This is a genomic window from Streptomyces sp. NBC_00287 (assembly GCF_036173105.1).
GTDB lineage: Bacteria > Actinomycetota > Actinomycetes > Streptomycetales > Streptomycetaceae > Streptomyces.
Window position 1 is genome coordinate 4,536,109 of sequence record NZ_CP108053.1, and the last position, 14,513, is coordinate 4,550,621.

Consider the following 14,513-nt stretch of genomic DNA (forward strand, 5'->3'; position numbering starts at 1 on the left):
GGTAATACCCGGGTACTACGCCCCTCACCTGATATCCCGCCCTCGCCCGACGCCCGCGAGCCGCCGAGCAGGCAGGATCGGACCATGCGGACGTCGGCCAAAGCAGCGAGACAGGGCAGCCCCGAGCCCCTGACCCAGTACACCCATCGCGTCCTCACGCGCATCCGCGCCTTCGACCGACGCCACCCGCTCGCCTGGGACCTGCCCCTCACCGGCGCCATCGTCATCGCCGCCGTGGTCGACTACACGAGCGGCGGCTGGAAGTACATCGCCGAGAACGACACCCTCCCCGGCTGGCTGGTCCTCGCCCTGTCCCTGGGCTTCTCGGTGCCGCTCCTGTGGCGCCGCACCCACCCCGTACCAGTCCTCCTGGCCATGATCCCGGTGGCCATCGTCAACTCGGCGACAGGCGCCCTGCTCCAGGCCTCCCACCTGCTCCTCATAGCCCTGTTCAACGCGGCCCTACGCGTCCGCATGCGCACCCTGCTCTGGCTCTACGGCCTGCTCCTGACGCCCTTCGTGGTGGCCGCCGCCCGCTACCCGGCCGAACAGGGCCCGGACCAGACCCTCATACCCGCCACCATGAGCCTCGCCCTGGCCGCGATGTTCGGCATCGTGGTCCGCGCCCGCAAGGACCACCTGGCCTCTCTCGTCGAACGCGCCCGCCAACTGGAGGTCGAGCGCGACCAACAGGCCCGCCTGGCCACCGCTGCCGAACGCGCCCGCATCGCCCGCGAGATGCACGACATCATCGGCCACAACCTCTCCGTCATCACCGGCTTGGCCGACGGCGGCCGCTACGCGGCAGTCAAATCCCCCGAACGAGCCGCCCAGGCCCTGAACTCCATAGCCACCACCAGCCGCCAGGCCCTGACAGAACTCCGCCGCCTCCTGGACGTACTGGCGGCGGACGATCACACACAACCGGCCCTCACCCCCCAGCCCACGCTCACGGACCTGGACCCACTCCTGGAGAAGGTCCGCGAGGCAGGCCTGCCCACATCACTGGCCATCAAGGGCACCCCCACCATCACCCCCGGCCGCCAACTCACCATCTACCGCGTCATCCAGGAAGCCCTCACCAACACCCTCAAACACGCGGGCCCACACGCCACTTCACACATCGAGATGTCCTACGACGAAGGCGGCGCCGTCACCGTCACGGTGACCGACACCGGCCGCGGCGGCACGCCCAACGGCACCGCGGGCCGCGGCCTACCGGGAATGCGCGAGCGAACGGCCCTGTACGGCGGCACACTTGACGCCGGCCCACTGCCCACGCGGGGCTGGCGCGTCCATCTGGAACTACCGGAGGAATCCCACCAGTGACCACGGTCCTCATCGCCGACGACCAGCCTCTCCAGCGCTTCGGCTTCCGGATGCTGCTGGAGAGCCAGGACGACATGACGGTGCTGGGAGAAGCAGTCAACGGCGTCGAGGCGGTACGCCTGACCGCCCGGCACCACCCCGATGTGGTCCTGATGGACGTCCGCATGCCCGGCCTCGACGGCATCGAGGCCACCCGTCGCATCATCGCGTCCGGCGACCGCACCCGAGTCCTGATCCTCACGACCTTCGACCTGGACGAATACGCCTACGCGGGCCTGCGAGCCGGGGCTTCCGGCTTCCTCGTCAAGGACGCACAGCCGGAGGAACTCCTCGCCGGCATCCGCGCGGTGTCGACGGGCGACGCGGTAGTGGCCCCGAGCCTGACGCGCCGGCTCCTGGATGCATACGCCCACCATCTCCCCATGGGCGCGGAGGACACCTCGGAAGGGGAAGACCCTCGCCTGGCCCCGCTCACCGAACGGGAGCGCGAGATTCTTACGGTCATCGGGATGGGCTGGACCAACACGGAGATAGCCGAGCGGCTCCACCTCGCCGAATCGACGGTGAAGACACATGTGGGCCGCGTGCTGGCGAAGACGGGGGCCAGGGACCGGATCCAGGCGGTGATTCTGGCGTATGACACGAGGCTGGTGGAGCCGTCGTGAAATGCGGGTCGTGAAATGCAGAAAGGCCCACACCATAAGGTGTGGGCCTTTCTCAAAATTTGTTCGGCGGCGTCCTACTCTCCCACAGGGTCCCCCCTGCAGTACCATCGGCGCTGTAAGGCTTAGCTTCCGGGTTCGGAATGTAACCGGGCGTTTCCCTCACGCTATGACCACCGAAACACTATGAAACTGTGAACTGCCGCACCACACCGTGACCATGGCATGGGGCTGTTCGTGGTTTCAGAACCAACACAGTGGACGCGAGCAACTGAGGACAAGCCCTCGGCCTATTAGTACCGGTCAACTCCACACGTTACCGTGCTTCCATATCCGGCCTATCAACCCAGTCGTCTACTGGGAGCCTTACCCTCTCAAGGAGGTGGGAATACTCATCTCGAAGCAGGCTTCCCGCTTAGATGCTTTCAGCGGTTATCCCTCCCGAACGTAGCCAACCAGCCATGCCCTTGGCAGGACAACTGGCACACCAGAGGTTCGTCCGTCCCGGTCCTCTCGTACTAGGGACAGCCCTTCTCAATATTCCTACGCGCACAGCGGATAGGGACCGAACTGTCTCACGACGTTCTAAACCCAGCTCGCGTACCGCTTTAATGGGCGAACAGCCCAACCCTTGGGACCGACTCCAGCCCCAGGATGCGACGAGCCGACATCGAGGTGCCAAACCATCCCGTCGATATGGACTCTTGGGGAAGATCAGCCTGTTATCCCCGGGGTACCTTTTATCCGTTGAGCGACGGCGCTTCCACAAGCCACCGCCGGATCACTAGTCCCGACTTTCGTCCCTGCTCGACCCGTCGGTCTCACAGTCAAGCTCCCTTGTGCACTTACACTCAACACCTGATTGCCAACCAGGCTGAGGGAACCTTTGGGCGCCTCCGTTACTCTTTAGGAGGCAACCGCCCCAGTTAAACTACCCATCAGACACTGTCCCTGATCCGGATCACGGACCCAGGTTAGACATCCAGCACGACCAGACTGGTATTTCAACGACGACTCCCCCTGAACTGGCGTCCAGAGTTCACAGTCTCCCAGCTATCCTACACAAGCCGAACCGAACACCAATATCAAACTGTAGTAAAGGTCCCGGGGTCTTTCCGTCCTGCTGCGCGAAACGAGCATCTTTACTCGTAGTGCAATTTCACCGGGCCTATGGTTGAGACAGTCGAGAAGTCGTTACGCCATTCGTGCAGGTCGGAACTTACCCGACAAGGAATTTCGCTACCTTAGGATGGTTATAGTTACCACCGCCGTTTACTGGCGCTTAAGTTCTCAGCTTCGCCACCCCGAAGAGTGACTAACCGGTCCCCTTAACGTTCCAGCACCGGGCAGGCGTCAGTCCGTATACATCGCCTTACGGCTTCGCACGGACCTGTGTTTTTAGTAAACAGTCGCTTCTCGCTGGTCTCTGCGGCCACCCCCAGCTCGAGGAGCAAGTCCTCTCACCAAGCGTGGCCCCCCTTCTCCCGAAGTTACGGGGGCATTTTGCCGAGTTCCTTAACCATAGTTCACCCGAACGCCTCGGTATTCTCTACCTGACCACCTGAGTCGGTTTAGGGTACGGGCCGCCATGAAACTCGCTAGAGGCTTTTCTCGACAGCATAGGATCATCCACTTCACCACAATCGGCTCGGCATCAGGTCTCAGCCTTGATGTGCGACGGATTTGCCTATCGCACGGCCTACACCCTTACCCCGGGACAACCACCGCCCGGGCTGGACTACCTTCCTGCGTCACCCCATCACTCACCTACTGCAAGTCTGGTCCGTCGGCTCCACCACTCCCCTTTGCCCGAAGGCTCCGGGGCGGCTTCACGGACTTAGCATCGCCTGGTTCAGTGTTTGACGCTTCACAGCGGGTACCGGAATATCAACCGGTTATCCATCGACTACGCCTGTCGGCCTCGCCTTAGGTCCCGACTTACCCTGGGCAGATCAGCTTGACCCAGGAACCCTTAGTCAATCGGCGCACACGTTTCTCACGTGTGTATCGCTACTCATGCCTGCATTCTCACTCGTGAACCGTCCACCACTGCCTTCCGGCGCGGCTTCACCCGGCACACGACGCTCCCCTACCCATCACAGCACCCGTTGGGGCTTATTGCTGCAATGACACGACTTCGGCGGTACGCTTGAGCCCCGCTACATTGTCGGCGCGGAATCACTAGACCAGTGAGCTATTACGCACTCTTTCAAGGGTGGCTGCTTCTAAGCCAACCTCCTGGTTGTCTGTGCGACTCCACATCCTTTCCCACTTAGCGTACGCTTAGGGGCCTTAGTCGATGCTCTGGGCTGTTTCCCTCTCGACCATGGAGCTTATCCCCCACAGTCTCACTGCCGCGCTCTCACTTACCGGCATTCGGAGTTTGGCTAAGGTCAGTAACCCGGTAGGGCCCATCGCCTATCCAGTGCTCTACCTCCGGCAAGAAACACACGACGCTGCACCTAAATGCATTTCGGGGAGAACCAGCTATCACGGAGTTTGATTGGCCTTTCACCCCTAACCACAGGTCATCCCCCAGGTTTTCAACCCTGGTGGGTTCGGTCCTCCACGAAGTCTTACCTCCGCTTCAACCTGCCCATGGCTAGATCACTCCGCTTCGGGTCTTGAGCGCGCTACTATACCGCCCTATTCGGACTCGCTTTCGCTACGGCTTCCCCACACGGGTTAACCTCGCAACACACCGCAAACTCGCAGGCTCATTCTTCAAAAGGCACGCAGTCACGACCCATTGGGTAAACCCAATGAGCGACGCTCCCACGGCTTGTAGGCACACGGTTTCAGGTACTATTTCACTCCGCTCCCGCGGTACTTTTCACCATTCCCTCACGGTACTATCCGCTATCGGTCACCAGGGAATATTTAGGCTTAGCGGGTGGTCCCGCCAGATTCACACGGGATTTCTCGGGCCCCGTGCTACTTGGGTGTCTCTCAAGCAAGCCGCTGATGTTTCGACTACGGGGGTCTTACCCTCTACGCCGGGCCTTTCGCATGCCCTTCGCCTACATCAACGGTTTCTGACTCGCCTCACAGCCGGCAGACTGTGAAAGAGAGATCCCACAACCCCGTATGCGCAACCCCTGCCGGGTCTCACACGCATACGGTTTGGCCTCATCCGGTTTCGCTCGCCACTACTCCCGGAATCACGGTTGTTTTCTCTTCCTGCGGGTACTGAGATGTTTCACTTCCCCGCGTTCCCTCCACATACCCTATGTGTTCAGGTATGGGTGACAGCCCATGACGACTGCCGGGTTTCCCCATTCGGAAACCCCCGGATCAAAGCCTGGTTGACGACTCCCCGGGGACTATCGTGGCCTCCCACGTCCTTCATCGGTTCCTGGTGCCAAGGCATCCACCGTGCGCCCTTAAAAACTTGGCCACAGATGCTCGCGTCCACTGTGCAGTTCTCAAACAACGACCAGCCACCCATCACCCCGAACCCATACAGTCCGAGTGCACTGGGGCCGGCGACTGAGGAAAAACCATTCCCTCAGACACCCAACAACGTGCCCGGCACACTCCCCGCTCCCCTCGACGTTCCACACTCTTGCGAGCAGTACTGGAAGGAGAAGACGATCAAGTGTGCCGAATAGTCAACGTTCCACCCATGAGCTAACCACCGTCGATCATTCGCCGACGTAGTGGCTCTGGACCACCAAGCAAGCTTGGCGGCCTAGATGCTCCTTAGAAAGGAGGTGATCCAGCCGCACCTTCCGGTACGGCTACCTTGTTACGACTTCGTCCCAATCGCCAGTCCCACCTTCGACAGCTCCCTCCCACAAGGGGTTGGGCCACCGGCTTCGGGTGTTACCGACTTTCGTGACGTGACGGGCGGTGTGTACAAGGCCCGGGAACGTATTCACCGCAGCAATGCTGATCTGCGATTACTAGCAACTCCGACTTCATGGGGTCGAGTTGCAGACCCCAATCCGAACTGAGACCGGCTTTTTGAGATTCGCTCCACCTCACGGTTTCGCAGCTCATTGTACCGGCCATTGTAGCACGTGTGCAGCCCAAGACATAAGGGGCATGATGACTTGACGTCGTCCCCACCTTCCTCCGAGTTGACCCCGGCGGTCTCCTGTGAGTCCCCATCACCCCGAAGGGCATGCTGGCAACACAGGACAAGGGTTGCGCTCGTTGCGGGACTTAACCCAACATCTCACGACACGAGCTGACGACAGCCATGCACCACCTGTACACCGACCACAAGGGGGGCACTATCTCTAATGCTTTCCGGTGTATGTCAAGCCTTGGTAAGGTTCTTCGCGTTGCGTCGAATTAAGCCACATGCTCCGCTGCTTGTGCGGGCCCCCGTCAATTCCTTTGAGTTTTAGCCTTGCGGCCGTACTCCCCAGGCGGGGAACTTAATGCGTTAGCTGCGGCACCGACGACGTGGAATGTCGCCAACACCTAGTTCCCACCGTTTACGGCGTGGACTACCAGGGTATCTAATCCTGTTCGCTCCCCACGCTTTCGCTCCTCAGCGTCAGTAATGGCCCAGAGATCCGCCTTCGCCACCGGTGTTCCTCCTGATATCTGCGCATTTCACCGCTACACCAGGAATTCCGATCTCCCCTACCACACTCTAGCTAGCCCGTATCGACTGCAGACCCGGGGTTAAGCCCCGGGCTTTCACAATCGACGTGACAAGCCGCCTACGAGCTCTTTACGCCCAATAATTCCGGACAACGCTTGCGCCCTACGTATTACCGCGGCTGCTGGCACGTAGTTAGCCGGCGCTTCTTCTGCAGGTACCGTCACTTTCGCTTCTTCCCTGCTGAAAGAGGTTTACAACCCGAAGGCCGTCATCCCTCACGCGGCGTCGCTGCATCAGGCTTTCGCCCATTGTGCAATATTCCCCACTGCTGCCTCCCGTAGGAGTCTGGGCCGTGTCTCAGTCCCAGTGTGGCCGGTCGCCCTCTCAGGCCGGCTACCCGTCGTCGCCTTGGTGAGCCATTACCTCACCAACAAGCTGATAGGCCGCGGGCTCATCCTTCACCGCCGGAGCTTTTAACCCCCGCCCATGCAGGCAGGAGTGTTATCCGGTATTAGACCCCGTTTCCAGGGCTTGTCCCAGAGTGAAGGGCAGATTGCCCACGTGTTACTCACCCGTTCGCCACTAATCCCCACCGAAGTGGTTCATCGTTCGACTTGCATGTGTTAAGCACGCCGCCAGCGTTCGTCCTGAGCCAGGATCAAACTCTCCGTGAATGTTTTCCCGTAATCGGGATGACACCACGAGAGCGGTGCGAGAGGAGGAATAATCCCCTCGCACACAGCGTCCTCGCTGTGTTATTTCAAAGGAACCTCGACCATCGGAGTATTCCGACGGACGGGGTATCAACATATCTGGCGTTGACTTTTGGCACGCTGTTGAGTTCTCAAGGAACGGTCGCTTCCTTTGTACTCACCCTCGCGGGCTTTCCTCCGGGCTTCCCTTCGTTCTTGCGTTTCCGACTCTATCAGATCTTTCCGATCCGATTTCCTCGGCGCTTTCCAGGTTCCCGCTTTCGCGTTTCCCTTTCCGGCGGTTCCGACTCTATCAGATCCTTTCGGGCCTGACTCCCAGTCAGAGGGGGTTGTCCTCGCGGCCGTTGGGCCGTTCCGACGTTTCAAACCTTAGCGGATCCGCTCGGCAGTTGCTAATCGAGCTGCCGGGCCCGAATCGAATTGAATTCGGGCACGCCGAATTCACTCCGGTCCGGAGATCGTGCTGGTGGTTTGGTTGCCGCTGATGCGGCGGAGGTGCTGTCGCAGAACCGTTACGGCTCGGCGGCAACCCGAAGAACTTTACGGATCGGGCAGGGGGGTGTCAAGCGACCCCTGTCAAGATCTTTAATCGAGGTCGGTCAGCCGGCCGCCGGCATCCGGCTGGGCGTGTTCCACCCTGCGCAGCAGACGGGTGAGGACCTCGCCGAGGGCCGTGCGCTCCTCCATTGAGAGGTCCTGGAGCAGGTCCTCCTCGAAGCCCGAGGCGAGACGCATCGCCTCCGTCCACTTCTCCCGGCCCTCCGTCGTGAGCTCCACGATGACGCGGACCCGGTTGGACTCGTCGCGCTCCCGGGTGACCAGGCCCTCGGTGACCATGCGGTCGATCCGGTGGGTCATCGCGGCCGGCGTCAGACCGAGACGCTTGGCGAGCTCGCTCGGGCCCATCCGGTACGGGGCACCGGAGAGGACGAGGGCCTTGAGGACCTCCCACTCGGTGTTGCTGATGCCGAGGGTGGCGGTCTGGCGGCCGTAGGCGACGTTCATACGGCGGTTCAGCCGGGACAGCGCGGAGACGATCTTCTCGACCTGGGGGTCGAGGTCCTGGAACTCGCGCTGGTAGGCGGCGATCTGCTCTTCGAGTGTCGGCTCGCCGCTGATGCCGGAGTTGTCGCCCATGGGTCGCAGTATCGCACGGCAGTAGTTGGCGTTGAAGTCCTTCGATGTGTACTCTTTAGCTTCGAACTTTAGCTTTGAAGTCTTCAGGCCTAACCACTTCAGGCCTAACTACTTGAGAGAGGTGAACGTGACCAGGGCGATGGGCGCTGCGATGCGCCGGATCCACGTGGGCAACGCACTCAGCGCGTTCGGGCTCGGCTTCACGGTCCCGTACCTGTACGTCTATGTGGCGCAGGTGCGTGGCCTTGGTGCCGTCACTGCGGGTCTCGTACTCGCCGTGTTCGCCGTGGCCGCGCTGGTCGTGCTGCCGTTCGCCGGGCGGGCGATCGTCCGGCGCGGTCCGCTTCCGGTGCTGCTCGCCGCCCTGGTCACTGCCGCCCTTGGTGCGCTGAGCCTCGGGCTCGCGGGGAACGCGACGGCCGTACTGCTGTCGGCGGCTGCGCTGGGTGCCGGGCAGGCCGTGATGCAGCCGGCGCTGGCGACGATGATCGTGGACGTGTCGACGGCGGAGACTCGGTCGCGGGCCTTCGCGATGCAGTTCTTCCTGCAGAACCTGGGTCTCGGCGTGGGCGGTCTCATCGGCGGTCACCTGGTCGACACGACCCGCGTTTCTTCCTTCACCCTGCTCTTCGCGATCGAGGCGGCGATGTTCCTGCTGCTGGTCGTGGTGATGGCGACCGTACGGATGCCGCACTCGCCGCGGATAGGGGACGCGCCCGCGTCGGCGAAGGGCGGCTGGAAGCAGTTGCTCGGGAACCGGGCGATGGTGCAGCTGTGTGTGCTGGGCTTCGTGCTGTTCTTCGCCTGTTATGGGCAGTTCGAGTCTGGGCTCAGCGCGTACGGCGTGGAGGCCGCGGGGATCTCTACGTCGGCGCTCGGGACCGCTCTTGCCGCGAACACGGCGATGATCGTCGTGGCGCAGTTCGCGGTGCTGAAGTTCGTGGAGCGGCGGCGTCGGTCTCGGGTGATCGCTGCGGTTGGGCTGATCTGGGCTGTGGCGTGGGTTGCGGCGGGGTATGCCGGGCTTGGGCATGGCAGCCAGGAGATGGCCACGGCGGCGTTCGTCTCGACGTATGCGCTGTTCGGGCTTGGTGAGGCGATGCTGTCGCCGACGGTTGCGCCGCTGGTGGCGGACCTGGCGCCCTCTGGGATGGCGGGGCAGTACAACTCGGCGTTCGCCCTGGTGAAGCAGCTGGCTCTCGCGGTTGGTCCGGCGGTGGGGGGTCCGATGGGGGCGGCGCTGCATGCGCCGTACATCGTGACGTTCTTCCTGTTCTCGCTGGGCATCACGGTCCTGGCGCTACGTCTGGGCCGCCACCTGACCCCCGAGCAGAACCAGCCGGCGCTGGCGAAGAGCCGGGTGGTGGCAACGGGTGCCACAGCCCCGGCGCGGGTACACGCCTGAATTTCCTCGCCCCCGCCGCCCCTACCCGTCCCATCCCAGGGAGCTCTGCCCCCTGGACCCCCGCTCCTCAAACGCCGGAGGGGCTGAAAATCAGCCCCTCCGGCGTTTGAGGACGAGGCCCCTTCAGCGGCGGGGGCGGAAACAGCCCGGCGTTCTGGCTTACGCGCGTGGCAAGGCGAACTCGCACCACACTGCCTTGCCGCCGCCCGGCGTCCGGCGGGAGCCCCAGGACGAGGCGATTGTCGCGACGATGGCGATGCCTCGGCCCGATTCGTCGGCCGGGTCGGCGCGGCGGCGGAGCGGAAGGTGGTCGTCTCCGTCCGTGACCTCGACGATCAGGCGGCGGTCGGTTCGGCGTAGGCGTAGGCGCATGGGCGGGGTGCCGTGTTGGAGAGAGTTCGCGACCAGCTCGCTTGCCGCCAGCACGCCCAAGTCGTGCAAGTCCGTCGGGAACCGCCAACTCGTCAGCACGCCGGAGGCGAACGCACGCGCGCGTGGCGCCGCTTCCACGCCGCCGAGCAGTTCCAGGGCGGCGTTGCGGAACAGGTCGCCGTCCGGGCCGGTGCGGGCCGGGTGCTGCAGGACCAGGACCGCCACGTCGTCGTCGTGGTCCGCCGTGACGCCCGCCGAGCGGACCAGGCGGTCGCAGATGACCTGGGGGGTGCCGGTGGCGCCCGCCAACGCCCGCTCCAGGGACGCGATGCCCTCGTCCAGGTCCTCGTTCCGGCGCTCCACGAGGCCGTCCGTGTAGAGGACCGCCGTGGAGCCGGGGCTCAGCGGGATCGAGCCCGACGCGTGCATCCAGCCGCCCGTGCCCAGCGGCGGCCCTGTCGGCTCGTCGGCGCGCAGCACCGTGCCGCTCTCGTCGCGCACCAGGATCGGCAGATGCCCGGCGGAGGCGTACACCAGGCGGCCCTCGTTCGGGTCGTGGACGGCGTAGACGCAGGTCGCGATCTGGTTGGCGTCGATCTCGGTCGCGAGGCCGTCCAGCAGTTGCAGTACCTCGTGCGGGGGAAGGTCCAGACGGGCGTACGCGCGGACCGCCGTACGGAGTTGGCCCATCACCGCGGCTGCCCGCACCCCCCGCCCCATCACGTCCCCGATCACCAGCGCCGTACGACCGCCGCCGAGGGTGATGACGTCGTACCAGTCGCCGCCGACCGCGGCCTCCGTGCCGCCGGGCTGGTAGGTCGCCGCGATGCGCAGGTCGTCCGGCTGTTCGAGTTCCTGGGGGAGCAGTGATCTCTGGAGGGTGACCGCGGTCTCGCGCTGGCGGCGTTCGCTGGCGCGCAGCCGCTCGGCGGCCTCGGCGTGGTCGGTGACGTCGGCGGCGAAGACCAGGACGCCTCCGTCGCCTTCGGCGACCGGGGTGCAGGTGAAGGTGTAGGAGCGGCCGTCGGGGGCCTTGCGGGACTTGACCGTACGGGGCTTGCCGCTGCGCAGGACCTGGTCGAGGAGTGGGAGCAGGCCCAGTTCGTCCAGCTCCGGCAGGGCCTCGCGGGCCGGTTCGCCGAGCGGGCGGACGCCGAAGGCCGTGGCGTAGGCGTCGTTGACGTAGGCGAGGCGGTGGTCGGTGCCGTGGACCAGGGCGACGAGGGCCGGCACGCGGTCCAGCACTTCGCGTACCGGCAGTTCGTCGAGGGCGGGGACGGGCGGGGCCTCGTCGGTGAGCTGTTCGGCTCTGGCCGCGGGGACGGAGCCCGCGCTCTCGCCGCGCCGCTCCGCGGGGACCGCGTGTTCGGTCCGCGCTGCGGCGCGGCGCTGCGTTCCGGGGAGCCGGGCGCTCCAGCGCGTGAAGTTCACGAATCCTTGCCTCGTGTCGTCGTCTTCGGCCAGCTCCGGACCCGGCCGGGGCGGAGAGTCGCCCGTCGGAGGGCGGCCGGCGTCGGGGGTCAGTCTGGCAGTGTGGCGGACCGGGCCGACATCCGTCAGACGCCCGCCCGGGCGGTGGAGTTCCTGGGTCCGGTCAGGACGACCCCTTCGGGTCGTTGTCGGTGTCGACAGGAGGCTTTCCACCGGCCGCGAGTTCGAACTCCGCTCGGGGATGTTCGAGCGATCCGAGGGAGACGATCTCCCTCTTGAAGAGCCCCGACAGCGTCCATTCGGCCAGGACACGGGCCTTGCGGTTGAAGGTGGGCACCCTGCTGAGGTGGTAGACGCGGTGCATGAACCAGGCAGGGTAGCCCTTCAGCTTGCGCCCGTAGACGTGTGCGACACCTTTGTGCAACCCGAGTGAGGCCACCGAGCCGACGTACTTGTGGGAGTACGTCTGAAGCGGCTCGCCGCGCAGGGAGTGCGCGATGTTGTCGCCCAGGACCTTCGCCTGGCGCAGCGCGTGCTGGGCGTTGGGGGCGGTCTCGGTGCCGGGCCGCTCGGCGGTGACGTCGGGGACGGCGGCGGCGTCTCCCGCGGCCCACGCGTGCGTGGCGCCGTCGATCGTCAGCTCGGCGGTGCATTTCAGCCGTCCGCGCTCGGTACGCGGGAGGTCGGTGGCGGCGACCAGGGGGTGCGGTTTGACGCCGGCCGTCCACACGACCGTACGGGTCGGGAAGCGGGCGCCGTCGCTGAGCTGCGCTATGCGGTCGGCGCAGGAATCCAGGCGGGTGTTGAGCCGTACGTCGATATTGCGGCGGCGCAGTTGGGTGACCGTGTAGCGGCCCATCTCCTCGCCGACCTCGGGGAGGATGCGGTCCGAGGCCTCGACGAGGATCCATTTCATGTCCTCGGGGCGGACGTTGTGGTAGTAGCGCGCGGCGTAGCGGGCCATGTCCTCCAGTTCGGCGAGCGCCTCGACGCCCGCGTAGCCGCCGCCGACGAAGACGAAGGTGAGGGCCGCGTCGCGGATCGCGGGGTCGCGGGTGGAGGAGGCGATGTCCATCTGCTCGATGACGTGGTTGCGCAGTCCGATGGCCTCTTCGACCGTCTTGAAACCGATGCCGTGGTCGGCGAGTCCGGGGACGGGCAGGGTGCGGGAGACCGAGCCGGGGGCGAGGACGAGTTCGTCGTAGGAGAGCTGCTCGGTGCCGGTGCCCTCCTCCTCGGTGGCGAGGGTGGTGAGGGTCGCGGTGCGCTTCGCGTGGTCGATGGCGCGGACCTCGCCGATGACGACCCGGCAGCGGTCGAGAACGCGGCGCAGCGGTACGACGACATGGCGGGGGGAGATCGAACCGGCCGCCGCCTCGGGAAGGAACGGTTGATAGGTCATGTACGGGTCGGGTGAGACGACCGTGACCTCGACTTCTCCGCGTTTGAGTTCTGGTTTCAACTTTCTTTGGAGTCGCAGGGCCGTGTACATCCCGACGTAGCCGCCGCCGACAACGAGAATGCGCGCACGTTCCTTCACCATCCCATGACGCACCGGGCGCTTGAGTTTGTCCACAGCCTCGGCAATTTGTGTGACCACAAGCCATCGCGCCACCGGGTTGGCCGAATTACCGGAGTGCGGGGAAGGTCCGCAGGTCAACGGGTGTGCGCCGGGGGGTCGCAGGGGGTGCAATCGGGACGTATACGACCCGTACGCCGATCGGGGGGCGCTCCGTGCGGAACGTGCCCCTTCTGAATTGACTCCCTCTCAACTATGTTCGTGTGTCGACGGGGTGTAGGGGGATGCGCTCGTCGGGCTCAACGGGTTCGCGACGGGCGGGCTCGGGTCCGTGCATGTTCCACAACGCTCCGGCGATCAATGGCGGGGAAGTCTCCGGGGGGAGACGTCATTACCGGGGGAACGCTTATGCATGTTCAGGACTCTCATTGGTCGTCCACGTCCGCCATCACACCCGGTGGCGGAGCGATGGGCGGGGCGATGGGTGGAGCCATGAATGCGGCGGGGAACGGACGCGACAGTTCGCGGACGACACCGCTGCGGGTGGACGCACAGCGCAATCTGGAGCACGTACTGCGTGCGGCGCGCGAGGTCTTCGGCGAGCTGGGATACGGCGCGCCGATGGAGGACGTGGCGCGGCGCGCGCGGGTCGGCGTCGGGACGGTGTACCGGCGCTTCCCGAGCAAGGACGTCCTGGTGCGCCGGATAGCCGAGGAGGAGACCTCCCGGCTGACCGATCAGGCCCGGGCGGCGCTCGGGCAGGAGGACGAGCCGTGGTCGGCGCTCTCGCGCTTCCTGCGCACCTCGGTGGCGTCCGGCGCCGGGCGGCTGCTGCCGCCGCAGGTGCTGCGCGTCGGGGTTGCGGAGGAGCACGCGGACGGCGCGGGGTTCGACGAGGCGCGGGTGCCGCAGCAGCGGATGCAGCCGGGCTCGGGCGAACTGCGGCTGGTGCCGGGGGAGACTCCGGCGGGTCCGGCCGTGTCCGCCGAGGACGACGCCGGGGCTTCGGCGCTGCTGGAGGTCGTGGGGCAACTCGTCGAGCGGGCACGGGAGGCCGGTGAACTGCGGGCCGATGTGTCGGTGGCGGACGTCCTGCTGGTGATCGCGACGGCGGCGCCCTCGCTGCCGGACGCGGCGCAGCAGGCCGCGGCTTCGGCACGGCTGCTGGACATCCTGCTGGAGGGGCTTCGCTCGCGGCCGTCGTGATGCAGCGCGGTGACGTGTGACCCGAAAAGGTGACGAGGAGGCGTGGGCGCCGGGCGCTCTCGCCTCGGGAACACTCGTAGAACATTTCGGGAATTCCGGGCGGTTGCTCAACTGTCGCTCCGGGAACGTCATTTGAACCTTCCCCGTATGGGTGATGGCTAGTACTGCCTCGCGTGAAGTC

General features: G+C 65.0%; 7 protein-coding genes and 3 rRNA genes. 4 read left to right on the forward strand and 6 right to left on the reverse strand.

From position 1 onward, the window contains the following. The first annotated feature begins 84 nt into the window (after positions 1–84). Together OHT76_RS20590 and OHT76_RS20595 are read left to right on the forward strand one after the other, a co-directional pair. A complete protein-coding gene (locus OHT76_RS20590; protein WP_328872328.1) occupies positions 85–1,329 on the forward strand; it encodes a sensor histidine kinase in 1,245 nt (414 codons plus the stop codon). Beyond that, the gene (locus OHT76_RS20595; protein ID WP_328872329.1) at positions 1,326–1,994 is read left to right on the forward strand and encodes a response regulator transcription factor; all 669 of its coding nucleotides are present in this window, start codon (positions 1,326–1,328) and stop codon (positions 1,992–1,994) included. Before OHT76_RS20590 ends, OHT76_RS20595 begins: the two co-directional genes overlap by 4 nt. Before the next feature lie 61 nt (positions 1,995–2,055). Here the strand turns inward: OHT76_RS20595 and rrf are convergent. From rrf to OHT76_RS20615, 4 genes are all read right to left on the reverse strand, one after another. Beyond that, a 5S ribosomal RNA gene (gene rrf, locus OHT76_RS20600) occupies positions 2,056–2,172 on the reverse strand. Positions 2,173–2,264: 92 nt separating this feature from the next. Continuing rightward, positions 2,265–5,388: ribosomal RNA gene (locus OHT76_RS20605) — 23S ribosomal RNA — on the reverse strand. A gap of 309 nt (positions 5,389–5,697) precedes the next feature. Further along, positions 5,698–7,223, reverse strand: a 16S ribosomal RNA gene (locus OHT76_RS20610). Together the 16S, 23S and 5S rRNA genes form the textbook arrangement of a ribosomal RNA operon. Positions 7,224–7,847: 624 nt before the next feature. Then, on the reverse strand, positions 7,848–8,399 hold the full coding sequence (locus OHT76_RS20615; protein ID WP_328872330.1) for a MarR family winged helix-turn-helix transcriptional regulator: 552 nt from the start codon (positions 8,397–8,399) through the stop codon (positions 7,848–7,850). Between the two features lie 139 nt (positions 8,400–8,538). Between OHT76_RS20615 and OHT76_RS20620 the strand changes: the two genes are divergently transcribed. Beyond that, positions 8,539–9,804 carry an MFS transporter gene (locus tag OHT76_RS20620; RefSeq protein ID WP_328876581.1) on the forward strand — a complete coding sequence of 422 codons (1,266 nt, stop codon included), beginning with the start codon at positions 8,539–8,541 and terminating at the stop codon, positions 9,802–9,804. Positions 9,805–9,963: 159 nt separating this feature from the next. On the opposite strand, the gene OHT76_RS20625 is transcribed toward OHT76_RS20620, so the two are convergent. Next, a complete protein-coding gene (locus tag OHT76_RS20625) occupies positions 9,964–11,607 on the reverse strand; it encodes an ATP-binding SpoIIE family protein phosphatase (RefSeq protein ID WP_328872331.1) in 1,644 nt (547 codons plus the stop codon). 163 nt (positions 11,608–11,770) lie between these two features. After that, a complete protein-coding gene (locus tag OHT76_RS20630) occupies positions 11,771–13,150 on the reverse strand; it encodes an NAD(P)/FAD-dependent oxidoreductase (RefSeq protein ID WP_328872332.1) in 1,380 nt (459 codons plus the stop codon). 384 nt (positions 13,151–13,534) lie between these two features. Between OHT76_RS20630 and OHT76_RS20635 the strand changes: the two genes are divergently transcribed. After that, positions 13,535–14,332, forward strand: coding sequence for a TetR/AcrR family transcriptional regulator (locus OHT76_RS20635; RefSeq protein WP_328872333.1), 798 nt, complete (start codon positions 13,535–13,537; stop codon positions 14,330–14,332). Positions 14,333–14,513: the final 181 nt, after the last annotated feature.